Origin of the sequence: Rhodovibrio salinarum DSM 9154, assembly GCF_000515255.1 — a bacterium.
GTDB lineage: Bacteria > Pseudomonadota > Alphaproteobacteria > Kiloniellales > Rhodovibrionaceae > Rhodovibrio > Rhodovibrio salinarum.
Map to the genome: position 1 here is coordinate 192571 of NZ_KI911559.1, position 23704 is coordinate 216274.

At 67.5% G+C, this 23704-nt stretch carries 24 protein-coding genes; 13 read left to right on the plus strand and 11 right to left on the minus strand.

The genetic code is table 11. From position 1 onward, the window contains the following. Positions 1-15 precede the first annotated feature (15 nt). The 4 genes from purH to rpe form a co-directional block, all read right to left on the minus strand. Entirely contained in the window at positions 16-1602 is a 1587-nt protein-coding gene (gene purH, locus RHOSA_RS0100865) for a bifunctional phosphoribosylaminoimidazolecarboxamide formyltransferase/IMP cyclohydrolase (protein ID WP_027287205.1), read from the minus strand. Positions 1603-1683: 81 nt separating this feature from the next. Beyond that, positions 1684-2157, minus strand: coding sequence for a B3/B4 domain-containing protein (locus RHOSA_RS19530; protein WP_081728345.1), 474 nt, complete (start codon positions 2155-2157; stop codon positions 1684-1686). A gap of 214 nt (positions 2158-2371) precedes the next feature. Next, positions 2372-4117, minus strand: coding sequence for a heparinase II/III family protein (locus RHOSA_RS0100875; RefSeq protein WP_051431668.1), 1746 nt, complete (start codon positions 4115-4117; stop codon positions 2372-2374). A 7-nt stretch (positions 4118-4124) separates the two neighbouring features. Further along, positions 4125-4784 (minus strand): ribulose-phosphate 3-epimerase, encoded by a 660-nt coding sequence (gene rpe, locus RHOSA_RS0100880; RefSeq protein WP_027287207.1) that lies wholly within the window; start codon positions 4782-4784, stop codon positions 4125-4127. A 487-nt stretch (positions 4785-5271) separates the two neighbouring features. Between rpe and coxB the strand changes: the two genes are divergently transcribed. From coxB to RHOSA_RS19540, 8 genes are all read left to right on the plus strand, one after another. Then, positions 5272-6168: a cytochrome c oxidase subunit II gene (coxB, locus tag RHOSA_RS0100885; protein ID WP_081728347.1), complete on the plus strand. Its 897-nt coding sequence runs from the start codon at positions 5272-5274 to the stop codon at positions 6166-6168. Positions 6169-6227: 59 nt separating this feature from the next. Beyond that, a complete protein-coding gene (gene ctaD / locus RHOSA_RS0100890) occupies positions 6228-7838 on the plus strand; it encodes a cytochrome c oxidase subunit I (RefSeq protein ID WP_027287209.1) in 1611 nt (536 codons plus the stop codon). Positions 7839-8005: 167 nt separating this feature from the next. After that, the gene (cyoE, locus tag RHOSA_RS0100895; RefSeq protein WP_027287210.1) at positions 8006-8896 is read left to right on the plus strand and encodes a heme o synthase; all 891 of its coding nucleotides are present in this window, start codon (positions 8006-8008) and stop codon (positions 8894-8896) included. A 9-nt stretch (positions 8897-8905) separates the two neighbouring features. Next, positions 8906-9082, plus strand: coding sequence for a cytochrome c oxidase system small membrane protein (locus RHOSA_RS25340; protein ID WP_169816579.1), 177 nt, complete (start codon positions 8906-8908; stop codon positions 9080-9082). A gap of 10 nt (positions 9083-9092) precedes the next feature. After that, a complete protein-coding gene (locus RHOSA_RS19535; RefSeq protein ID WP_081728349.1) occupies positions 9093-9737 on the plus strand; it encodes a cytochrome c oxidase assembly protein in 645 nt (214 codons plus the stop codon). A gap of 70 nt (positions 9738-9807) precedes the next feature. Next, the gene (locus RHOSA_RS0100910) at positions 9808-10599 is read left to right on the plus strand and encodes a cytochrome c oxidase subunit 3 (RefSeq protein ID WP_027287211.1); all 792 of its coding nucleotides are present in this window, start codon (positions 9808-9810) and stop codon (positions 10597-10599) included. 97 nt (positions 10600-10696) lie between these two features. Next, a complete protein-coding gene (locus RHOSA_RS0100915; RefSeq protein ID WP_027287212.1) occupies positions 10697-11104 on the plus strand; it encodes a DUF983 domain-containing protein in 408 nt (135 codons plus the stop codon). A gap of 28 nt (positions 11105-11132) precedes the next feature. Beyond that, entirely contained in the window at positions 11133-11906 is a 774-nt protein-coding gene (locus RHOSA_RS19540; protein WP_051431669.1) for an SURF1 family protein, read from the plus strand. A gap of 20 nt (positions 11907-11926) precedes the next feature. On the opposite strand, the gene argB is transcribed toward RHOSA_RS19540, so the two are convergent. The 6 genes from argB to rpmH all read right to left on the minus strand — a co-directional run bounded on the left by argB (position 11927) and on the right by rpmH (position 16980). Then, complete coding sequence (argB, locus tag RHOSA_RS0100925; RefSeq protein WP_027287213.1) at positions 11927-12853, minus strand: acetylglutamate kinase; 927 nt, start codon at positions 12851-12853, stop codon at positions 11927-11929. 9 nt (positions 12854-12862) lie between these two features. Next, the gene (yihA, locus tag RHOSA_RS19545; protein ID WP_037255439.1) at positions 12863-13579 is read right to left on the minus strand and encodes a ribosome biogenesis GTP-binding protein YihA/YsxC; all 717 of its coding nucleotides are present in this window, start codon (positions 13577-13579) and stop codon (positions 12863-12865) included. 71 nt (positions 13580-13650) lie between these two features. Beyond that, complete coding sequence (gene yidC, locus RHOSA_RS19550) at positions 13651-15816, minus strand: membrane protein insertase YidC (RefSeq protein WP_081728350.1); 2166 nt, start codon at positions 15814-15816, stop codon at positions 13651-13653. A gap of 141 nt (positions 15817-15957) precedes the next feature. Next, positions 15958-16305, minus strand: coding sequence for a membrane protein insertion efficiency factor YidD (yidD, locus tag RHOSA_RS19555; RefSeq protein ID WP_215904969.1), 348 nt, complete (start codon positions 16303-16305; stop codon positions 15958-15960). Further along, a complete protein-coding gene (rnpA, locus tag RHOSA_RS19560; RefSeq protein WP_081728351.1) occupies positions 16292-16828 on the minus strand; it encodes a ribonuclease P protein component in 537 nt (178 codons plus the stop codon). The genes yidD and rnpA overlap by 14 nt, the downstream gene beginning before the upstream one ends. 17 nt (positions 16829-16845) lie before the next feature. Then, positions 16846-16980, minus strand: a complete 135-nt coding sequence (rpmH, locus tag RHOSA_RS0100950) for a 50S ribosomal protein L34 (protein WP_027287214.1) — start codon at positions 16978-16980, stop codon at positions 16846-16848. A gap of 269 nt (positions 16981-17249) precedes the next feature. On the opposite strand from rpmH, the gene RHOSA_RS0100955 reads away from it, so the two are divergent. The 5 genes from RHOSA_RS0100955 to RHOSA_RS0100975 all read left to right on the plus strand — a co-directional run bounded on the left by RHOSA_RS0100955 (position 17250) and on the right by RHOSA_RS0100975 (position 22151). Next, complete coding sequence (locus tag RHOSA_RS0100955) at positions 17250-18041, plus strand: TVP38/TMEM64 family protein (protein ID WP_027287215.1); 792 nt, start codon at positions 17250-17252, stop codon at positions 18039-18041. After that, positions 18038-19468 carry a dihydrolipoyl dehydrogenase family protein gene (locus RHOSA_RS0100960; protein ID WP_027287216.1) on the plus strand — a complete coding sequence of 477 codons (1431 nt, stop codon included), beginning with the start codon at positions 18038-18040 and terminating at the stop codon, positions 19466-19468. The genes RHOSA_RS0100955 and RHOSA_RS0100960 overlap by 4 nt, the downstream gene beginning before the upstream one ends. Before the next feature lie 37 nt (positions 19469-19505). After that, positions 19506-20999, plus strand: a complete 1494-nt coding sequence (locus tag RHOSA_RS19565; protein WP_081728882.1) for a sensor histidine kinase — start codon at positions 19506-19508, stop codon at positions 20997-20999. A 97-nt stretch (positions 21000-21096) separates the two neighbouring features. Further along, on the plus strand, positions 21097-21543 hold the full coding sequence (locus RHOSA_RS0100970; protein ID WP_027287217.1) for a hypothetical protein: 447 nt from the start codon (positions 21097-21099) through the stop codon (positions 21541-21543). 185 nt (positions 21544-21728) lie between these two features. Then, a complete protein-coding gene (locus RHOSA_RS0100975) occupies positions 21729-22151 on the plus strand; it encodes a hypothetical protein (protein ID WP_027287218.1) in 423 nt (140 codons plus the stop codon). A gap of 199 nt (positions 22152-22350) precedes the next feature. On the opposite strand, the gene RHOSA_RS0100980 is transcribed toward RHOSA_RS0100975, so the two are convergent. Next, on the minus strand, positions 22351-23553 hold the full coding sequence (locus RHOSA_RS0100980) for a phosphoglycerate kinase (RefSeq protein WP_027287219.1): 1203 nt from the start codon (positions 23551-23553) through the stop codon (positions 22351-22353). Between the last annotated feature and the right edge of the window lie 151 nt (positions 23554-23704).

Consider the following 23704-nt stretch of genomic DNA (forward strand, 5'->3'; position numbering starts at 1 on the left):
AGAAGAGGCCAGCCCTCAGTGCCGGAAGTGGCGCATGCCGGTGAAGACCATGGCGAGGCCCCGGGCATCGGCGGCGGCGACCACTTCGTCATCACGCTTGCTGCCGCCCGGCTGGATCACCGCGGTCACCCCCGCCTCGGCCGCGGAGATCAGACCGTCGGCAAACGGGAAGAAGGCGTCGGAAGCAACCACCGCGCCTTGGGTGCGGGGCGTGGTTTCGCCCGCGGCCTCGGCAGCGTCGGCCGACTTGCGCACGGCGATGCGGGCGGAATCCACCCGGCTCATCTGCCCGGCGCCGATGCCCACGGTGGCCCCGTTCTTGGCATAGACGATCGCGTTCGACTTGACGTGCTTGCACACCCGGAAGGCGAACAAGAGATCCGCAAGCTCCTGCGCACTCGGCCGACGAGCGGTCACGGGGCTCAGGTCGCCCTCCGTCACCACGCCGCCATCGCGGGTCTGCAGCAACAGCCCGCCAGAGAGCGTCCGCGCCGTCAGCCCGCTGCCATCGGCGACCGGCATGCCGCCGGTCTCTAGCACGCGCAGGTTCTTCTTGGTCGCCAGCACGCTGCGCGCCTCCGCCGCCACGACCGGGGCGATCACAACCTCCGCGAACAGCTCGGTGATCTTCTCCGCCGTCGCGGCGTCGAGCGTGCGGTTGACCGCGATGATGCCGCCGAACGCGCTGACCGGGTCGCAGGCAAGCGCCTTGTCGTAGGCGTCGGATAGACCACCCGCGACCGCAACCCCGCAGGGGTTGGCGTGCTTGACGATCACCACGGCGGGGTCATCGAACTCCGCCACGGCCTCGAACGCGGCATCGGTGTCGTTCAGGTTGTTGTAGCTGAGTTCCTTGCCCTGCAACTGGGTCGCCGTCGCCACGCCCGGCCGGTCGCCTTGCTGGCCGGCCAACTGATAGAAGGCGGCGTCCTGATGCGGGTTCTCGCCGTAGCGCAGCGTCTGCTTGCGTCGGCCGGCAATCGACAGCTCGCGCGGAAAGGTCACGCCCTCCTGCGCCTGCATCCACTCCGCGACCGCGGCATCGTAGGCAGCCGTATGGGCGTAGGCGTCAGCCGCCAGGCGCCGACGGAAATGCTCACCGAGCGCGCCATCGTTGGCGCGCATCTCCGCCATCACGCCATCGTAGTCGTCCGGGTTCACGACCACGGTGACGAAGGCGTGGTTCTTCGCCGCCGCGCGCACCATCGCAGGGCCGCCGATGTCGATCTTCTCGATGCACGCGGCCCGGTCGGCGCCGCCCGCCACCGTCTGCTCGAACGGGTAGAGGTTGACGACAAGCAGATCGATCGCGGGGATCCCGTGCTCGGCCATCGCGGCCCGATCGTCACTGTGATCGCGCCGTCCCAGCAAACCGCCGTGAATACGCGGGTGCAGCGTCTTCACGCGGCCATCCATGATCTCCGGGAACTCGGTGGTCTCGGCCACCTCGGTCACGGGCAGGCCGGCCTCGCGGATCGCCTTGGCGGACCCGCCGGTGGACAAAATCTCCACGCCGCGCGCGCTCAGGAAGCTGGCGAACTCGACCAGCCCCCGCTTGTCGGACACGGACAGGAGGGCACGCTGGATCACGGTATCGGACATGGGCCACTCGTCTGTCGCAAAGGAAGGAATCGGAGCCTCGTGTAGGCAGCCCCGCCGGCCGGGTCAAGCGCGCGGCAGACCTCAGCCGCCGACCGTGCCGGTCTGGATGTCGCGGGCGCCAGCGTGTTCCCGCAGCAGCCGCACCGCCCGGGCCATCGCGTCGTCGAGGGCGCCGTGCGCCGCCGCCTCGGACGCGGCGCCAAAGCCGTAAAGCACCATCAGCACCGACTGCGTTTCGGACCCCACGGCTGCGCGATCGCTGTCGCTGGTCGGGCAGCCGAAGGGGCCGGTGCCATCGACCAGCAACGGCAGACCGGCCAGGTTCAGCGCCCCCCGGCCAATGCCAACGTAGCTCTCCCCTTCCCGACCGGCGCGGCAAAGGTAAGGCGGGTGCAAGCGGTCGAGATCATAGCTGCCGATCGAAACGCCGCTGTCCAACGACACCATGTTGTTGACGTCCACCACCGGGTGGATCGGCGCCACCGCCTTGTCCTGGCGCGCCCGGCGCAGCAGCGCTTCCGCCGCCGGGCGGTAGCGGGCGGGGTCGTTGCCCAGTTGCTTGTAGCCGCACGCGTGGCCTGCACCGCCGGCAGCGTACTCGGCGACTGTTCACCAAGACGCTCGGCCGCATCCTGGCCAGCACGCGCCAGCGCGTCGGCGCGTACCGCCTCGGCGCTCGCAACGGCTGGGTCGATCGTGGCCGTCAGCAGCCCGAGTACGAGGTCGGTCGCCTGCAGTTCCGGCGCGATCTCGACGATCGGCGGGCCGGTCATTTGCGTCCTCCTTCACGTTTCAGCGCCCATTTGACGGCCGTGCGGCCGTCCTTGGTGACGCCGGACAGCACGACCTGCTGGCTGCGGCGCACGGTGTCGCGCTGGCCCAGATAGACGCCATCCTCCAGCGCGATCTCGGCGCCGGACGCGCGCAACCGCCAGCCGCTGCCGCCGGGCAGGCGCAGCAGCACGGCCCGGCCGTCGCCTACCAGCCCGGCGGTGACATCGGGGTGCAGATGAAAGCGGATTGCGAACGGCACCCCAGCGGGGCCGTTGAGCATATCCTCGCCGCGCAGATCCTCGCCGGCGGCGTCGAGGAACAGGCGGCGTTCATGAATCGCATCGAACGCCTGACGATAGCCGTCATGGCTCATGTCCAGCCAGATCGCGCCGTCGCCTTCCTCCCGCCGACACACCACCGTCTCCGGCCGCCGACCAACGGCGACCGCGCCAGGACGGCCCTGCGGCAGGATCTCCGCGGAGTTGGTCTCGCCCAAGGTCAGGGTGGAGTGCGCCGCTGTCGCACGCTGCACCGCGCGCCAGTCCGGATGCCCCGGGTGCGCGCCGCAGTTGACGATCACCCGCTGGCGGCCGTGGCTGAGTTCGAATGACAGCGTGCCGGCGTGGGTATGTCCGTCCAGCCCCGGCGACGGTGGGGCGCCGGCATCGACCAGCACGCGCGTGCGCCCGGCGTGCAAGCACTGAAAACCGCTCTGCGGCGCAGCCACCTGGGCGCGACCGCGCACCTGCGCGCGCTGCAGGGCCATCTCGACCACAACCGCGCGTTCTTCCAGCGAATCGTTGAACAGGGCCAGGCCGCCATCGGGGTGCTGGAGCAGTTTCAGGAACGGCGCCATCCCCTCGATCGCCAGCTGCAGGTTACGCGGCGGCTGGATTTCCGCGGCGGCGAGGGCGGCGCGCAGGTCGATCAGATCGCGCAGCACGTCAAGATGCAGGCTGGCGCTGCGCTGGCAGTGGCCTCCATCAGCCAGGATCTGCCGGGGCAGTTCGCGTTCCAGCAGACCGAGCGCGCGTTCCAGCCAAGGCTGGCCACCCGGCAAGCAGGCGCCCGCGACCGCCAGTCCCTTGATCGCGGCGAGCAGTTCCGCCCCGCACAGGCCAGCCGGCAGCACGTCATGCAGGTAGCGCGCCTGGCGCTGCGCCCCGTCCAGCACGCGGGTCTTGAAGGTCACTTCGGCGCTGCCGGCGAAAAATTCGAACAGGGCGATCCAGACCGCCAGCCGCCGGCCCGTGGTCGCCGGGTGCCAGGCGGGTCCGCCAGGCCCGGGATGCCGGGTCAGCCAGTCGCCGACCAACTCCCGTGCGCGCCGGCGGGCATTGTCGGAGCCGAGCACCCGCAGATCGCGCAGCCAGGCGAAACCGTGCAACTGCGCCAGCCAGGCGTCGTCCGCGTCCGCCGGCAGCCAGAAGGGGCGCGGATCGGCCAGCGTGCGCCCGGCGAAGGTCAGGCGGTTCTGCAGGATCGCGCTGCCCAGATCGGACTGCCCGGGCCAGGGATCGGCGGGCTGGGCATGCAGTTGACTGAGCTCGGGGCCCGACAGACGCCAACGGTAAAGCGCGGTACGCCGATACGGCTCGGTAATTTGGAAATGGAGTCGCTGCCAGATCAGCGCTTGCGGTAGGGCAAGTCGCGCGCGCCAGCGGGAGAATGGCCGGCGTCGGGGCCGCGGCGACCGTGCGCCAGCGGCCGTGGAACCGCCCAGGGCCGCCTCGCCGCTCACGGCCCTATCAGACCTCGCCGCGCAGGCGCCGGATGTTGTCGGCGTAGGAGTGCGGCCCGCCCTTGAAGGTCGCGGTCCCGGCGACCAGAACATCCGCGCCGGCTCCAATCGCCTTAGGCGCGGTCTCGAAGTTGATGCCGCCATCGACTTGTAGGTCGATCGCCTTGCCGGTGGCGTCGATCATCTCGCGCAACTGGGCGATCTTGCGGGTCGCGTTCGGGATGAACTTCTGCCCGCCAAAACCGGGGTTCACGCTCATCACCAGCACGAGGTCGACCTCGTGCAGCAGGTCTTCCAGCACGCTGACGGGCGTGCCGGGATTGATCGACACGCCGACCTTCTTGCCGCAGCCACGCACCAGCTGGATGGTCCGGTGGACGTGGGCGCCGGCCTCGGGGTGCACGGTAATGATATCCGCTCCCGCCTCGGCGAACGCCTCGATAAAGGGATCCACCGGGGAGATCATCAGGTGCACGTCGAGCACCTTGTCGGTGTAGGGGCGAATCGCCCGCACGACGTCCGGGCCGATCGTGATGTTCGGTACGAAATGACCGTCCATGACGTCGACGTGGACGTAATCCGCACCAGCTTCGGAGACGGCGCGCGTCTCCTCACCGAGACGGGCGAAGTCAGAAGCCAGGATACTGGGCGCGATACGGACGGTCATGCTGTTCTGGTATCAAGTCGCCGGGTCATCCGCAAGCGGATGTGGCGGCTTGCCCTAGGGAAACTGGGCCACAAGCCCCAGCGGCATACCCAAGAATTCAAGGTAACCGTACTACATGGGAAGCGTTAACGCCGTCGTCATTGATCCAGCGCAGGCTGCAAGACGCGACATAACGCCGCAAGGGGCCGTCGACCGACCGGCTGGCTGATAGGTTGCTGGCGAGTTATGGCCAGTGCAGACAGCTCGGCGCGCGGCCCGAAACGCGGGAAAACAGCAGGTTCGTAGTCGAACCAAGCCTTGCCGGCTCGGATCGCCTGGTCTAGCTTGCGCCCCCGCCGGCGACGGACACTTCGCCGCAGGTGTCGCACCCTGCCAGCACCCGCGCCGCAGCCATTTCACGGCCCAGCGCGCGCCGGTGCGAAAAATGCCGCGCCACTCAAATCACTACGCCGAACGACGTCGAACGGATCATAAAGAGCAACCAGACATGACGCGTTTTAATGGGATCGCTCAGCGGTTCGCCTCCAAGGCCCAGGCCGGCGCCAGCGCGCTTGCGGGCACGGCGGGCCTGCTCTTGGCTGCCCCGGCCGCCGCGCAAGACTCCGCACCGAAGGTCAAGGGCGCGCCGGAAAACTGGCAGCTCGGGCTGCAGGACGCCGCCACGCCGGTGATGGAAGAGATTCAGGACTTCCACAACCTACTGCTGGTGATCTGCACCTTGATCGTGGTGCTCGTCCTGGCACTGATGCTCTACACGGGGTGGCGCTTCCATGAGAAGCGCAACGCAACACCCTCGAAGACGACCCACAACACGGTGATCGAGGTGATCTGGACGGCGGTGCCGGTGATCATCCTGGTCATCATCGCGATCCCGTCGTTCAAGCTGCTGTACTACGAGGATCAGGTCGTCGACGCGGAGATGACCATCAAGGCGACCGGCCGGCAGTGGTACTGGTCGTACGAGTACCCGGATAACGGCGGCATCAGCTTCGACGCGTTCATGGTCGAGGACAGCGACATCGACCCCTCCGAGGGCGAGTTGCGTCAGCTGTCGACCAACCAGGCCGTGGTCCTGCCGGTCGATACCAACGTGCGCATCCTGATCACCTCTTCCGACGTGCTGCACTCCTTCGCGATGCCGTCGATGGGCGTCAAACGCGACGCCGTACCCGGCCAGCTGAACGAGACCTGGGTGCGGATCCAGGAAGAGGGCATTTACTACGGCCAGTGCTCCGAGCTGTGCGGCGTGCGCCACAACTCGATGCCGATCGAGATCAAGGCGGTCTCGAAGGAGGAGTTCGAGCAGTGGGTCGGCACGATGCAGGCACAGCAGGGCATCCCGTCCGACGACCAGCCGCAGTTGGCCGACGCGAAGGCGAACTAGCGCGTACCACGCGAGCAGACCGAGGCCCTTAGACTTCAAGGCCCAAGGGGACGAAGGAAATGGCACAGGCCCATGGCGCCGCCGGCTACGGCGCGCACGACGACACGCCGGGCTTCATCCGGCGGTGGTTCTTCTCCACGAACCACAAGGATATCGGCACCCTCTACCTGATCTTCGCGGTGGTCGCGGGGATCATCGGCGGTGCCTTCTCCATGCTGATCCGCCTGGAACTCCAGGAGCCGGGCGTGCAGTACATGCTGCAGGGCGCCTCGCCGGACGGGCAGCTGTACAACATGATCATCACCGCCCACGGCCTGATCATGGTGTTCTTCGTGGTTATGCCGGCGTTGATCGGCGGGTTCGGCAACTGGTTCGTGCCGCTGATGATCGGCGCGCCCGACATGGCTTTCCCCCGCATGAACAACATCAGCTTCTGGCTGATCGTCCCGGCGTTCCTGCTGTTGCTGGGATCGGCGTTCGTCGACCAGGGGGCCGGCACCGGCTGGACGATGTACCCACCCTTGTCGAGTAGCATTGGGCACCCGGGCATGTCGGTCGACATGGCGATCTTCGCCCTGCACCTGGCCGGCGCCAGTTCGATCCTGGGGGCGATCAACTTCATCACCACGATCTTCAACATGCGCGCCCCGGGCATGACGCTGCACAAGATGCCGCTGTTCGCCTGGGCGATGCTGGTGACCGCGTTCCTGCTGCTGCTCTCGCTGCCGGTGCTGGGCGGGGCGATCACCATGCTGCTGACCGACCGCAACTTCGGCACCACCTTCTTCGAGGCCGCCGGCGGCGGTGACCCGATCCTGTTCCAGCATCTGTTCTGGTTCTTCGGACACCCCGAGGTCTACATCATGATCCTGCCGGCCTTCGGGATCATCAGCCACATCGTCTCGACCTTCTCCCGCAAGCCGGTGTTCGGCTACCTGGGCATGGCCTACGCGATGGTGGCAATCGGCTTCGTCGGCTTCATCGTGTGGGCGCACCACATGTTCACCGTCGGCCTGGACGTGGATACCAAGGCCTACTTCACCGCGGCGACGATGATCATCGCGGTGCCCACCGGCATTAAGATCTTCTCCTGGATCGCGACGATGTGGGGCGGCTCGATCCGCTTCACCACGCCGATGCTGTGGGCGATGGGCTTCATCTTCCTGTTCACTGTCGGCGGCGTGACCGGCGTGGTGCTGTCGAACGCCGGCATGGATACGGTGCTGCACGACACCTACTACGTGGTCGCGCACTTCCATTACGTGCTGTCGATGGGCGCGCTGTTCGGCATCTTCGCCGGCTTCTACTACTGGTTCGGCAAGATGACCGGCCGCGAGTACCCGGAGTGGGCCGGTAAGCTGCACTTCTGGCTCACCTTCGTCAGCGTGAACATCATCTTCTTCCCGCAGCACTTCCTGGGTCTGGCCGGCATGCCCCGGCGTTACATCGACTACCCGGACGCCTACGCGGGCTGGAACTTCGTGTCTTCGATCGGCGCCTACTGCACCGGTCTGGCGACGCTGTTCTTCCTGGTGATGACCACCTACGTGCTGCTGAAGGGGCGCCAGGCGCAGGCGAACCCCTGGGGCGAGGGGGCGACGACGCTGGAGTGGACCGTGTCTTCGCCGCCGCCGTTCCACACCTTCGAGGAGCTGCCGCGGGTTAAGTAACCCGGCTGCTTCCTGCGACTTCCAGGCCCGGCCGCGGTGCTTGCCGCCGCCGGGCCCGGATCGATCAGCCCCGCGTTCCCAAGCCGTTATCAGCGAACGAGAGCCCAACCGCCGTGAGCCGATCCGACATCACCCCCGCCCCCCAAACCGCCGCGTCCGCGACCGCCCTGTCCGCCAGCGCGGACGTCGGCGAGGTGCGCGATTTCGTCGAGCTGCTGAAGCCGCGGGTGATGTCGCTGGTCGTGCTGTCCGGCGTTGCCGGCCTGCTCGCCGCCCCGGGCACGCTGCATCCCGTGCTGGCCTGCGTGGCCGTGCTGTGCATCCTCGGCGGCGCGGGCGCGTCGGGGGCGATTAACATGTGGTACGACCGCGACATCGACGCGGTCATGCGCCGGACCCAGCAACGCCCCGTCGTGACCGGGCGCGTGCAACCGGCCGAGGCACTCGCCTTTGGGGTGACGCTGGCGCTGTTCTCCGTGATGCTGATGGGCTTGGCGGTGAACTGGGCGGCCGCGAGCCTGCTGGCGATCGCGATCCTGTTCTACGTCTTCGTCTACACCGCCTGGCTGAAGCGCCGGACCCCACAGAACATCGTGATCGGCGGTGCCGCCGGCGCGTTCCCGCCGATGATTGGCTGGATGGCCGTGACCGGCACGGTGGACCTGGGCGCGATCGCGCTGTTCGCGCTGATCTTCCTGTGGACGCCGCCGCACTTCTGGGCGCTGTCGCTCTACACCGACATCGACTACTCCAACGCCGGGGTGCCGATGCTGCCGGTCGTGGCTGGCCGGCAGGCGACCAAGAAGCAGATGTTCCTCTACACCCTGCTGCTGCTGCCGCTCGCCCCGGCGCCTTACCTGATGGGCTTCGCCGGGCCGGGCTACGGCCTTGTCGCGTTGGCCATGGGCGCCCTGTTCGTCGTCTCCGCCGCGCGCGTCCTGAAGGACGAGTCGCGCATGCAGAAGGCGGCGAAGCAGATGTTCGGCTTCTCCATTCTCTACCTCTACCTGCTGCTGGCGGTCCTGATCGTGGACGCCACGGCGGGCCAAATCGTCTGACCCTGAACCATGCCAACTCCCGAGAACACGCCACAGCAAGACTGGACACCGGAGACCCGGGACGCCTTCCGCCGGAAGAAGCGCGGCAAGAACCTCGCGCTGCTGGCGGTCCTGGTGGGCTTCGTCGTGCTGGTCTACATCGTTGCCATCGTGCGCATGGGCGCGAATACGCCCGGCGCCAGCTAGGGACCGATCCGTGACGAACGCGCGATCCGACGGCCCCCACACCACCGGCCCCGCGACCGGCAAGCGCAACGCCCGCACCGCGCTGGCGTTGACCTGCGTGTTTGCCGGCATGGTCGGGCTGTCGTTCGCGGCGGTGCCGCTGTACCGCCTGTTCTGCCAGGTCACCGGTTTCGGCGGCACCACACAGGTCGCGGAGGTCGCGCCGTCGGCCGTGGACCAAACGATGAAGGTGCGCTTCAACGCCGACCGGTCGCCCGATCTGCCCTGGGCCTTCAGCCCCAAGCAGATCGAGGTCGAGGTCAAGCTCGGCGCGCGCGCCATGGCGTACTACCAGGCGGAGAACCTGTCCGACCGGCCGATCACCGGTACCGCGACGTTCAACGTCACACCGCTCAAGGCCGGCAAGTACTTCTCCAAGATCGCCTGCTTCTGCTTCACCAAGCAGACGCTACAGCCGGGCGAACGGGTCGACATGCCGGTCGACTACTTCGTCGACCCGGCGATCCTGGACGATCCCAACCTGGCGGACGTCAAGACGATCACGCTGTCCTACACCTTCTTCCCGATACCGGATGAGCAAGCCGCGCGGGAACGGGAGGATAGCCTGGTTGCCGGCCTGACCGTCCCCACGCACGCGGTGGGCACGGCCAACTGATCCCGGCGGATAAACGACACAACGCCGGACACATCGAACGACGCTTTTCGAGAAGGGGCGAGAGGACCTGATGGCCCATACGCACGAGAAGAACCACCCCTACCACATGGTAGATCCCAGCCCATGGCCGCTGGTGGGCGCCCTGTCCGCCGGCGTGCTCGCGCTCGGGCTGGTGTTCTGGATGCACGACAGCGGGCTTTGGCTGGCCTTCGTGGGCCTGGCCATGGTCCTGCTCACCATGGCCGGCTGGTGGCGCCAGGTGATCCGGGAGTCGCGCGCCGGCGACCACACGCCGGTGGTCAAGCTGGGCCTGCGCTACGGCATGCTGCTGTTCATCGCCTCGGAGGTGATGTTCTTCGCCGCCTTCTTCTGGGCCTACTTCAACGGCGCGCTGTTCCCAACCGACGCGATCAGCGGCACCTGGCCGCCGCCGGAGATTCACACCTTCGACGCGTTCTCGATCCCGTTTCTGAACACGCTGATTCTGCTGCTGTCCGGCTGCACGGTCACCTGGGCGCACCATGCGCTGAGGGAAGGCGACCGCAGCGGCATGCTGCGCGGGCTGGCGCTAACGGTCTTCCTCGGGATGATCTTCACCTCGCTGCAGGCGTACGAGTATGCCCACGCTCACTTCGGCTTCGGCGGGGACATCTACTCCAGCGTGTTCTACATGGCGACCGGCTTCCACGGCTTCCACGTCATCATCGGCACGATCTTCCTGCTCGTCTGTTTCTTCCGGGCACGCGCTGGCCACTTCACGCCGGAATCGCACTTCGGTTTCGAGGCGGCCGCGTGGTACTGGCACTTCGTCGACGTGGTCTGGCTGTTCCTGTTCTCCGCCGTCTACTGGTGGGGCTCGTAAGGCCCGATCACAGCCTTCTGGGGCGCGGGAGGGGCGGTCCGCACACCGCTTCGCCCCTCCCGCACCCGTGAACACGGACGAGAGAACAAGGAGCCGCATGTCCTGGGACGATTCACAACCCGCCATCTCGGCCTATCAGGCGGGTTTGCACTGCCGCTGTCCGCGGTGTGGGCGCGGGCCGCTGTTCAAGGGCCTGCTTGAGGTGCGCCCGGAGTGCGAGGTGTGCGGTCTCGACCTGTCCAAGGCCGACAGCGGCGACGGGCCCGCTGTATTTATCATCATGATCCTGGGCACCGTCGTCGTCATGCTGGCGCTGTTGCTGGAAAGTCTGGCCAGCCCGGCGCTCTGGGTGCACATGGCGATTTGGCCTGCGGTGATCATCGCCGGCTCGATCTGGATGCTGCGCCCGGCCAAGGCGCTGTTGATCGCGCTGCAGTTCAAGAACAAGGCCGAAGATACCGGCCAGTTGGACCGCGACGACACCGATACCTCGGGGTCGCACTAAAGCTCGACCGTCACGAACGCCCAGGCCCATGAGTCCCGACCCCATCCCACGCGGTAAGCGACGGCGCTTCAAGCCCCGGCTATGGACCACGGTCGCCACCATTCCGGTGCTTGCGATCCTGATCGCGTTGGGTCTGTGGCAGATCGAGCGCATGGAATGGAAAAACGCGCTCGTCGACGAAATGCAATCCCGGATGACGCAGGCCCCGGCCGCCTTGCCAAAGCCACTCGGGAACGTCGATACCCTGCGCTTCCAGCGCGTTGAGCTAACCGGCCGTTTCCTGAACGATCACGAAATCTATCGCGCCGCTCAAACCTACGGGAAAACCCGGCGCGGCTGGGATGTGATCACCCCCTTCGCGCTTGCCGACGGCCGGCAAATCCTGGTCAACCGCGGCTGGGTGCCGACCGACAAGAAACCGCCGGAGGCCAGGCCCCAAAGCCTGGTCACCGGGCAGGTGACGATCGAGGGGATCGTGCGCAAGGGCGGCTGGTCCGGGATGGAGTTCGTCAAGCCGGAAAACGATCCGGCCGACAACACCTGGGTCTGGATGGATCTGGACCGGATGGCGCGGTTCGCCGCACTCGAGAGCCCGATCACGCAAATCTATGTCGACGTCGCCAAGAACCAGACGCCCGGCGAATACCCGATCGGCGGCCAGACACGCGTCAACCTGCGCAACCAGCACTTCAATTACGCCATCACCTGGTTCGCGCTCGCGTTCGGGCTGCTCGCGATCTACTTCCTGTTCCACTGGCGCCCGGTGGACGAGCACGACGGCGAGACCACCTCGGCCAACTGACCGCGCCGCCGACGCCTCGCCTAGCGCTTGCGGATCAGGGTGCCGACGCCGCGGTCCGTAAAGGTCTCCAGCAGCAGCGCGTGCGGCACGCGACCGTCCAGAATGACGGCGGCATCGACGCCCTCCTCGACCGCCTTCAGACAGGTCTCGACCTTGGGGATCATGCCGCCGGCGATCGTGTTGTCGTCGATCAGCTCACGTGTTTGCTCGACCGTCAGGTCCGGGATCAACTGCTTCTCGCTGTCGAGTACGCCGATCACGTCGGTCAGCATCAACAGGCGCGAGGCGCCGAGCGCACCCGCGACCGCGCCGGCGGCGGTGTCGGCGTTGATGTTGAAGGTCTCGCCGTTCGGGCCCCAGCCGATCGGGGCGATCACCGGGATCATGCCCGACTGTTCCAGCGAGGACAGGATGTGCGGGTTGACCTGCGCCGGCTCGCCGACGAAGCCGAGGTCGACCAGCTTCTCGATATTGCTGTCAGGATCGCGCTTGGTGCGCCGCAGCTTGCGCGCCTGGATCAGGCCGCCGTCCTTGCCGGACAGGCCGATCGCGGTGCCCCCGACGGCGTTGATCGAGCTGACGATCTGTTTGTTGATGGTGCCGGAGAGCACCATCTCGACGACCTCCACGGTCGCCTGGTCGGTCACGCGCAAGCCGTCGACGAACTGCGACTCGACTTGCAGCTTCTCCAGCATCCGCCCGATCTGCGGGCCGCCGCCGTGGACGATCACGGGGTTGATGCCGACCTGCTTCATCAAGGCGATATCGCGGGCGAACAGGTCGGCCAGATGGGAATCGCCCATCGCATGGCCGCCGTACTTGATGACGATCGTGCGCCCGGCGTAACGCCGCATGTAGGGCAGCGCCTCGGTGATCGTCCGGGCGGTACGCAGCCAGTGCTTGGTTTCGCCGAAGTTGCGCGGCTGCTGCGGGGACTGCTGCGTCATGAGGCGCCTCTACCCTTCTTCGTACGGCCTGTCGCTGGCGAGCGCGGCGAGCTCCGCGCGCAGCTCGGCGATTCCCGTGTCTTTCTGCGCACTGGTGGTGGCGATGCGCGGGTGCAAAGCGACGTGCTTGGGATGCAGCTTCTGCATGGTTTCAAGCACCTGCGCCAGCTCAGGCTGCTTGACCTTGTCCGCCTTGGTCAGCACCAGCTGATAGGACACGGCCGCGGTGTCGAGCGCGGTCATCACTTCCCGGTCGGTGTCGCGCACGCCCCGACGCGCATCGACCAAAAGGCAGACCCGGCGCAGGGTGGGACGCCCACGCAGGTAATCCTGGGTGAGCTCGGTCCAGCGCTTGATCTCGGTCTTCGGCGCCTTGGCGTAGCCATACCCTGGCAGGTCCACCAGCAGCAGCCGGCTGCCCAGATCGAAGAAGTTCAGTTGCCGGGTGCGTCCTGGCGTATTGGAGGTGCGCGCCAACGTATTCTGCCCCGTCAGCGCGTTAACCAGCGAGGACTTGCCGACGTTGGAGCGGCCGGCGAACGCGACCTCCGGCAGGGCGAACTCCGGCAGCTGCGCCATCGTCTGCACCCCGGCGACGAAACCGCACTGCTGCGCGAACAACCAACGGCCGAACTCCCGGTCCGGGAGATCCGGCTCGCCTTCCGCCGGAGCCTCGGGCAACAGCGGGGCGTCGGGCGCGTCCTCGGCCGGATGCGATCGCGTCATCTCACAAGCCCGCCTTGTCTGTGCACACACCGGCCCCAAGCCAGACCATCGGGCGCGGCGACCGGCTTCGACTAGCGCCGGCCGCCACCCTTCTTGCTCTTGGACGCGCCGCCGCCCTTGCGCTTGGCCGCCGGGTTGCTGGACCCGCGTTGCTGGCCGGAGCGGCTGCGCTGACCGCCAGCGGATTTACCGCCGGTCGACCCTTGTTGGCCGGCCCCTGCGGCCGACTCGCTCCCGGCTTGCGCCTGTCCATCGGCGCTGCTGTCACCCTCGCCATTCGCTTGAGCGGTGACATCGGTCGCCTCGCCTTCCAGCGTCGGCCCGCCATTCGCCGCGGCGGCCTGCTGACCGCCCTGCGACTCGCCCTTTTGCTTGCCGGCGCGCTTCTTGCCGCCGCCGGAGCCGCCTGATCCGCTCGAACCGCCACTCTTGGCGGAGCTGTCGGTGGCGCCCGCCGAGGCGGTCTGCTTCCCGCCGATCTGCATGCCGGCGCGCTTCATGATGATGTACTGCTGAGCGATCGTCAGCATGTTGTTCGACGTCCAGTACAGCACCAAACCGGCCGGGAACTGCGACAGGATGAAGGTAAAGATCACCGGCAGGAACTGGAAGATGCGCGCCTGCATCGGATCGGCCGGCTGCGGGTTCAGCATCTGCTGGCCATACATCGAGATGCCCATGATCAGCGGCAGGAACCCGATGTTCAGGATGCTCAGCGCCCCCAGTTCCGGCACGCCCCAGGGCAGGATGCCGAACAGGTTGAGGATCGAGGTCGGATCCTTCGATGACAGGTCCTGCAGATAGCCGACGAACGGCGCATGGCGCATCTCGATCGTGACGAACAGCACCTTATAGAGTGCGAAGAACACCGGAATCTGCAACAGGATCGGCAGACAGCCCGAGGCCGGATTGGCGCCCTCGCGCTTATAGAGCGCCATCATCTCCTGATTGAGACGCTGCTTGTCCTCGCCGAAGCGCTCGCGGAGATTCTGCATCTCCGGCTGCAGTTTCCGCATCTTGGCCATCGAGCGGTAGGACTTGTTGGCCAGCGGGAACAGCAGGATCTTCAGGATGACAACCAGGCAGATGATCGCCACGCCGAAGTTGCCGGTCATCTGCGCGAAGAAGTGGAGCGCGTGGAAGATCGGCTTGGTCAGGAAGTAGAACCAGCCGAAGTCGACCGCCTTGTCGAAGTGCGGAATGCCGTACTGCTCGGCGTAGCCGTCAAGCACCGAGACCTTCTTGGCGCCGGCGAACAGACGCGAGGTGCTGGTCATACTCTCGCCGGGCGCGACCTGCTGGCTGTCATACAGCACGTCGGCCTGATACTTCGCCACGCCGGCGTTGGATTGGTTGTGAATGAACCGCGCGTTGACCGGCTGGTCCTGATTCGGGACCAGCGAGACCAGCCAATACTTGTCGGTGATGCCGATCCAGCCGCCGGTGGTCTCGTAGGCGATCGGCCCATCTTCCTGCACGTCGTCGTAGTCGACTTCGTCCAGCGTGCCGTTGAACACGCCGATCGGCCCCTCGTGCAGGATGTAGTAGCCGAGCGTGTTCGGCGTCCCGCGCCGGTTGACCAGACCATAAGGCGCCAGACTGACCGGTTCACCCGTCTCGTTCACAACCGTCTGCTCGACGGTGAACATGAAATCTTCGTCGATCGAGAAGGTCCGCTTGAAGGTCAGCCCCTCGCCGTTCGACCAGGACAGGGTGACCGGATTGTCCGGGGTCAGGGGCCCGCCGCTGTCGACCTGCCAATTGGTCTGCCCGTCGGGCAGCGTAACGTTGGCGCGCGACGCCGGCGCCCAGCCGAAGTCAGCGTAGTAGGCCTTGGTCGCCCCTTCCGGCGAGAGCAGGTCGATGAGCGGGCTGTCGTCATCGACCTCCTGGTGGTAGTTGCGCAGCGTCAGGTCGTCGATCCGCGCGCCCTTGACGTTGATCGAGCCGGTCAAGGAAGGGGTGTCGATCTCAACCCGCTGCGTGTCGTCCAGCACCTCGCCACGGTCGAGCGCGCCAGCCTGTCCGGGCGCAGCTCCTGGCACGCCGCCGCCACCATCACCACCCTGCGGCGACGGAGCTTGGGAGGCGCCGCCGGACTGCTCCTGCTGAGTCGTCTCCTGCTGCGCGGCCTGTTGGGCCTGCTGCTCGCGTTGGGGGGCGTTATAGAGCAGCTCGAAGCCGAGCAGGATGGCAATCGAGGCGACGATCGCCAGGATCAGGTTGCGCTGTTCCATTGTGTTCGCCGTTCCTGAAGCGAAGAGCCCGCGGCGCGGTCGCCATTGCAGCGGACAGGCGCGGTCTGCGGTCGGTTAGGTCTCAGTCAGGTCGTCTGCCGGACATCCATCCAGCGGGGTCAGCGGGCGGCCTCGGCACGATTAGCGCGCCGGATGCCGCAAGTCTTCGGAATCGCCGTGGGCGTGCGGGCAGTCCTTGGGCGGCACGGGATCGACCCCAAAGCCGCCGCCCGGCCGGCAGCGCAGGATGCGCTTGAGCGTCAGCCACCCACCGGCGAGTGCGCCGTGCACCCGCACCGCCTCCAGTCCGTAGTTCGAACAGCTGGGTTCGAACCGGCAGCCCTTGGGGAACACCGAAGCGATGGCCTGGTACAGGTAGATCAGCGCGATCACGCCGCCACGCGCGAGCGCGCCCGGAAGACGCCGACAGCGCGCCCCGCTGCGGGCAGGGGCGCCGCCGTCCATCGCCGTCCCGTCATGGCTCGCCATGCGATCCGTCCTTCGCCTGCTTGTCGCCTGCCTGGTCGCGCGGACGGCCGGACTTGCGTCGGCGCGTACCGCTGCGTCCCGTCCCGGCACCGGAACTGCGTGGGCGTCCGGGCCGGTTCAGCTTGTCCACCGCCTGCTGCAGATCGGCCAGCAGGTCGGGATACGCGCGGCTCAAGGTGCCGGCCCGGCCGATCAAGACGTAGTCGACTCCGGGCGCGCCCACCTCGGGCAAGGCTTCGCGCGCCGCCGCCCGAAGGCGTCGGCGGGCGCGGTTGCGCTGCACGGCGTTGCCGACCTTGCGCGACACCGTGATGCCGACACGTGGCGGCCCGGCGGAGTCGGTCTCGGCCGCCCCCTCAGACGCATTCAGCGCCGCAACGGCCGAAGCCGGCGGCGCCTCGTGTCGCGCTCGCGCCTGCACGACCATGCCGGGGGTGACCCATTTTCGACGGCCGGCCGCGACGCGCAGGAATTCCGGGCGCTTGGTCAGCCGCCCGACCCGGGTCTGGCGGCCAGCCGACATGGGACCCCGGCCGGCGCTTACGCGCTCAGACGCTTGCGGCCCTTGCGGCGGCGGGCGTTGATCACCCGGCGGCCACCCTTGGTTTCCATGCGCGCGCGGAACCCATGGCGGCGCTTCCGGACCAGCACGCTCGGCTGAAAAGTGCGTTTCACGGCCCTGTCTCCGTTGTTCTAAAAAGGCTGTCAATGTCGGTTGCGTGGCGGGTATAAGCGCCGCCCCCGCCCCTGTCAACGACGCCCGCCGCCTGCGGAATGCGGCGCGTCGCCCCGGCACCTTCTCACGCGTCCGTGAGACGGTTGTCATTGGTGCCGTCCGCGGTCCACGGCTATATCGCAAGGGACGGGCGGTGGCCCTGCCGGGATCGCTGTCGGCCGCCTTGTGCCACCGGCGCGAAAGGCCTGTTTGCCATGACCCATTTGCCATGACCGGGAAAACCGACCCCCAGACCAAGGGCGACGATCCCGTCACACCGCACAGCACCACGCGAACGCACCGGCCCGGCCTGCGCCGGCTGTGGCCGCTGCTGGTGCTGCTGACCGGGCTGGGGCTGTTCTTTGCGCTGGGGCTCGAGCGCTATCTTAGTTTCCAGACGCTGTCCGCGCATCGCGACTGGCTGATGGCGCAGGTGCGCGAGGCGCCCATGCTGGCCGCGCTGGCGTACGTCGGCGTCTACGCCGCCGTCGCCGCCTTCTCGATCCCTGGCGGAGCGGTGCTGACCACCCTGGGCGGCTTTCTGTTCGGTACCTGGCTTGGCACCGTCTACGCCGTGACCGGGGCGACGATAGGCTCGCTCGCAGTCTTCCTGGCCGCGCGAACGGCACTCGGCGACACGCTGCGCGCCAGGGCGGGCGGCGCGGTGCAACGGATGCGCACCGGCTTCCAGGAGAACGCGCTGTCTTACCTCCTGTTCCTTCGGCTGATCCCGATCTTCCCCTTCTGGCTGGTCAACCTGGTGCCCGCGTTCGTCGGCGTACCGCTCGGCATCTACGTGCTGGGCACCTTCATCGGCATCATCCCGGGCACGCTGGTCTATGCCAGCGTCGGCAACGGATTGGACGCGCTCGTGACTTCTGGTGGGGCGCCCAGCCTCGGCATCATCTTCCAGCCGGAAATCCTGGGGCCGATCGTGGGACTAGGTCTGCTGGCGCTGCTGCCGGTGGCCTACAAAAAGTGGAAAGCCCGGCAGCACGGCACACCGGAGACCCGGCCATGACCGAGACCCTGACCCCCGACCTGTGCGTGATCGGCGCCGGGTCCGCCGGACTGGCGGTGGCCGCGGGCGCGCAGCAGATGGGCGCCGATACCGTGCTGGTCGAACGCGGCAAGATGGGCGGCGACTGTCTGAACACCGGCTGCGTCCCGTCAAAGGCGCTGCTCGCGGCCGGTAAGGCCGCGCAGCTGGACCGACTCGCCGCGAAGTACGGGCTGACCACCGACGCGCCGCAGGTCGACTTCGCGGCGGTGCATCGGCACGTCCATGACGTCATCGCCAGCATCGCCCCGCACGATTCAGTGGCGCGGTTCGAGGGCCTGGGAGTCCGGGTCGTACAGGCGCACGGCGCGTTCGAGGACCCCCGTACACTCACGGCCGATGGTGTGCGTATACGCCCCCGACGGTTCGTGCTCGCGACCGGATCGACCGCGGCGGTGCCGCCGATCCCCGGCATCGACAAAACGCCCTATCTGACCAATGAGACGGTGTTCGATCTGACCGAACGGCCGGACCACCTGATCGTGATCGGTGGCGGGCCGATCGGCACCGAACTGGGGCAGGCGTTCGCGCACCTGGGTTCTCGAGTCTCGATCGTCGAGATGGCCAGCCTTCTGCCGCGCGACGACCCGGATATGGTCGCGGTGCTGCGCGCCCAGTTACACGCCGACGGACTCGCGCTCTACGAGAGCACCCAGGTCACGGGCGTCAGTCCGGAGGGCAACGGCGTCGCCGTCGACATCGCCCGCGACGGACAGGCCCAGCACCTGACCGGCAGTCATCTGCTGATCGCGGCCGGGCGGAAGGTCAATCTGGACGGGCTGAACCTGGAGGCGGCCGGGATCGCGCGCACCGCGAACGGCGGACTGCAGGTCGACGCCCGGCTGCGCACCACCAACCGGCGCGTTTTCGCGGCCGGCGATGTCGCCGGCGGGCCGCAGTTCACCCACGTCGCCGGCTACCACGCCGGCATCGTGATCAAGAACGCCCTGTTCCGCCTCCCCGCCAAGGCCGACCATGGCAGCGTGCCGCAGGTGACCTACACCACGCCCGAGATCGCCAGCGTGGGCTTGGGCGAAGCGGCTGCGCGGGCGCGCTACGGCGACAAGGTGCGCACCCTGACCTGGCCGTTCGCGGACAACGACCGTGCCCGGGCCGAACGCACGACCGAGGGCATGATCCGCGTGGTGGTGGACGCCAAGGGCCGCGTTCTGGGCGCGGCGATCGCTGGCGCGCACGCGGGCGAACTGATCTATCCCTGGATCCTGGCGGTCCAGCGCAAGGAAAAGGTCGGCGCGATCGCGCAAATGATCGCGCCCTATCCGACCTTCGGCGAAATTTCCAAACGCGCCGCCGGCAGCTTCTATACCCCCAGCCTGTTTTCCGAGCGCACCCGCAAAATCGTCCGCCTGCTCGCCAAGCTCGGGTGAAGGACGGCCAACGCCAGGCATGCTACCCTTGGCCGCGATGACGCGAGCCCGCCTGTCCCTGCCATCGCCCGTCAAGGGCCTGTCCGTGCGCCTGCTGGTGCTGACGATCTTTTTCGTCATGCTGGCGGAGGTGCTGATCTTCGTCCCCTCGATAGCGCGCTACCGCCTGAGCTACCTGGAAGAAAAGCTGGCGAGCGCGCACCTCGCCGTGCTCGCGCTGGAAGCCACGCCGGACCAGATGGTCTCGGAAGAACTGGAGGGCGAACTGCTGGACTACGTCGGGGCGCACTCGATCGCGCTGAAGCGCCCGGACAGGGGCAAGCTGATGCTGATGCGCGAGCCCCCGGGTCCCGTCCACGCCAGCTACGACCTGCGCGGGGCCGGGGCCTTCGCCCTGATCGCCGATGCCTTCGGCAGCCTGACCAGCCCCGGCGACCGGGTGATCCGCGTGGTCGGCACCTCGCCGCACCAGCCGAATGCCATGGTCGAGGTGGTGATTGAGGAAAAGCCGCTGTGCCAGGCGATGTTCGCCTTCGGGGAGCGGATTCTGGTGCTGTCCCTGGCGATCTCGCTAATCACGGCGGCCCTGGTGTACGTCGCCCTGCACCTGATGATGGTCCGCCCGATGCGCCGCGTGACCGCCAGCATGACCCGCTTCCGCGAGGATCCCGAGGACGTCACCGCGCAGATCCAGCCAAGCAACCGCACCGACGAGATCGGCGTGGCGGAGCGCGAGTTGGCCAGCATGCAGGGACGCCTGGCCACAGCCCTGCATCAGAAAACCCGGCTGGCCGCGCTCGGCATCGCAGTGACCAAGGTCAGCCACGACCTGAAGAATATCCTGGCAAGCGCACGGTTGGTGTCCGACCGCCTGGCGGACAGCGGCGACCCGGACGTCCGTCGGCTCGCGCCCACGCTGGTCAAGACGATCGACCGCGCGGTGCACCTGTGCCAACAGACCCTGAACTTCACCCAGGAAGGACCGCCGCGTCTGGAGATCAGCCGCTTCGATCTCGCCATGCTGGTGGAAGACATCGCCGGCGAGATCGCCGCCGCACAGACCAGCGATAGTCTGGCTGCGGGTCCGGTGGTCAACCACCTGCCGACGGAGCTGGAGGTCGAGGCCGACCGCGACCAGCTCTACCGCGTCTTCTCCAACCTGCTCCGCAACGCGGTGGAGGCCGGCGCCACCCGCGTCGAGGTCGCCGCGCAGACACACAACGGGGATCTCAGCGTGACGATCGCTGATGACGGCCCCGGTCTGCCGCCGCGGGTACGAGACAACATCTTTCAGCCGTTCTCGGGTACGATGAAGCAGGGAGGCACCGGCCTAGGGTTAGCGATCGCCCGCGATCTGGTGCGCGCACACGGCGGCGACATCACGCTCACCGGCACGGATGCCAGCGGCACGGCCTTCCAGATCGAGCTGCCGCGTCGCGCCAAAACCGGACGCCCGCGGCGCGGGCCCGGCAGCGACGACGGCGGCAACCGCACCAGGACGCCCTCATCGGAGTTGAGAGCGGCCAGTTGACGCACGTCAATGTCACGGGGTACCCCCGGTCGTAAGGGACCTTGCGCGCGCGCCGGGCGGCATCCGGGAAGCGCAGACGTCATCAGGGGAAGACATTATGCAGTATCTCGGAAAATGGGCCGCAGGGATCATCGGCGGCGTCCTGGCGCTGGGCACTTTGTTCTACGCCGCCAACGCCACCTCCGCAGGCACCTACAACAGCGCCCTGTTCCTCTTCGTGGTGCTGATCATATTCGTCTTCCTGCAGATCAAGAGCGGCTTCGATCAGGCCTACAAGGCGCGCCACGACACCGCCGACACGACACATCAAGGCGGCGCCGGCGGCGGTCGCGGGGCAACGGCTGGCACCGCGGCGCAAGGAAACAAGGCCGCGCGCAGTGGCGGGAGCTCCCAAAAGGCCGGGATGAACGGTCAGAAGACGTCCAGCGGTGCCCCACAGAACGCCAGCGGATCCCAGCATACGCCGGGCGGAAACACAGCCACCGCCAGCCTGTCCGAGGCCACGCCGAGCGGTCCGACCAACGGTTCCGGCGCCACGCACTAGACCTCTAGGACTCGTACCCCTGCTCGCCTTTGGCCCTGCGCCGCTTTGCGCGGCCGTGCAGCGCGGTCTTCGGTCCCACCGCGCGACATCGTGTGGACTTGCTCAGGGCGGCGCGGCTGATAGGTTGGTAGCCGAAAACGGTATCCAACCTGATCGATCCAACGCGAACAAGTGAGCTCGTTTCCATGCAACCCGAGACCAAGCGCGCCCTGACGGCGCTGCTGATCGCGGTGATCGCCGTCTTCGGCCTGGCGATCGCGGCCAGCGGCGAAACCTGGCGCGGTTACTACGGTGGCCTGCTGCTGTTCATCGCAATGGCGCTGCTGGAGTTCCGGCTGATCAAGCAGCACTTCGACATCCAGGACGGCAAGCGCACCACGGTCCAGGTGCTGCCGCCGCTTGGCAAGCTGATCCCGACGCGCCCGATCGACCAATGGGTCACGGGGCTCGTCGCCGGCGGGATCGGCATCTATGCCCTGCGCATCGCCGCGCACAGCGACCCCACGGCGGCCGGCTACGACCTCGGCATTCTGGTGTTCGTGCTGTGCGTCCTCTACGTCTTCGCCCTGATCAAGAAGGGCTACGACCGGGTTTACGGCAAGCACTAGCCGCGCCAGGATCTGTCGCCTCTTGCCCTCCGCTATGGCGGGCAGACCACACGGCGGATTGCCGGTGGTGAGCCGTGGCCCCGCGGCTAGGTCTGCGCGCACCGCGATATTGTCGGGAACCGCTCACCATGCCGCCCCCCTCCCTGTCACGGCAAGGAGAGGGCCCGACAATTTACCGCCTTTCGCCAGATGACGGCGCTTAAGCGCTTTCCGCCAGCACCCGAACGCCGGGGAGGTCCTTGCCTTCCAGCCACTCCAGGAAGGCGCCCCCGGCCGCGGAGACGTAGGAGAAGTCGTCCAGCACGCCTGCGTTGGTGAGCGCGGAAACGGTGTCGCCGCCACCGGCCACCGACAACAGCTTGTTGGCGCGGGTCAGCTCGGCGGCCTTGGCGGCGACTTGATTGGTCGCCTGGTCGAACGGCGGCGTCTCGAAGGTGCCGAGCGGGCCGTTCCAGACGATCGTGGCGCAGTCTTCCAACCGGCGGCACAGGTGCTCGACTGTCTGCGGGCCCGCGTCCAGAATCATCTGGTCGCCCGGCACGCTCTTGACCGAGCAGATCTCGGTCTCGACGCCGGCCTTAAGCTCGCGCGCGACGACCGCATCGGTCGGCAGCACGATATCGCCGCCCTCATCGCGGGCCTTCTGCAGGATCGCGTTGGCGGTATCGGCCATCTCCTTCTCGCACAGCGACTTGCCGACGTCGTGGCCGAGGGCGTGCAGGAAGGTGTTGGCCATGCCACCGCCGATCACCAGCGCGTCGACCTTGGTTACCAGGTTCGACAGCAGGTCGATCTTGGTCGAGACCTTGGCCCCGCCAACCACGGCCATCATCGGCCGGCGCGGGTTTTCCAGCGCGGCTTCCAGGTGTTCCAGCTCTTCCTGCATCAGCCGGCCGGCGCCCGACGGCAGGCGCTTGGCAAGCGCGTGCACGCTGGCGTGCGCCCGGTGCGCGGCGGAGAAGGCGTCGTTCAGATAGAGATCGCCCAGCTTGGCCAGTTGGTCGGCGAAGGCGGGATCGTCCTTCTCCTCCTCCTTGTGGTAGCGCAGGTTTTCCAGCAACACGACCTGCCCGGGTTCGAGCCCGGCGACCGCCTGCTCGGCCGGCGCGCCGACGCAGTCATCGGCGAAGCCAACGGGCAGCCCGTCGAGCGCCTCCTGCAGGGGCGGTACCGTGGGCTTGAGCGACATCTCCGGGACCCGCTCGCCCTTGGGCCGGCCGAAGTGGGAGAGCAGCACCACCTTGGCCTTGCGGTCGGTCAGCTCGCGAATGGTGCGCGCGGCGCGCTGGATGCGGCTGGCATCGGTGACTTGGCCGTCCTTCATCGGCACGTTGAAGTCGACGCGCACCAGAACGGTCTTGCCGGCGACATCGAGCGTGTCCAGCGACTGGAACTGAGCCATGAGCGCGGTTCTCCCCTTGATTTGCGCACAACCGGCGACCGCCGCCGGTGCCGGGCTCCAGCGGGGCACGGCCGCAGGCCGCAGACGATCCCTGATGACGATCTCTCTAGCGTTGCGGTCCGGTCCACCAGCGTTATATCGCCGGCAGCCG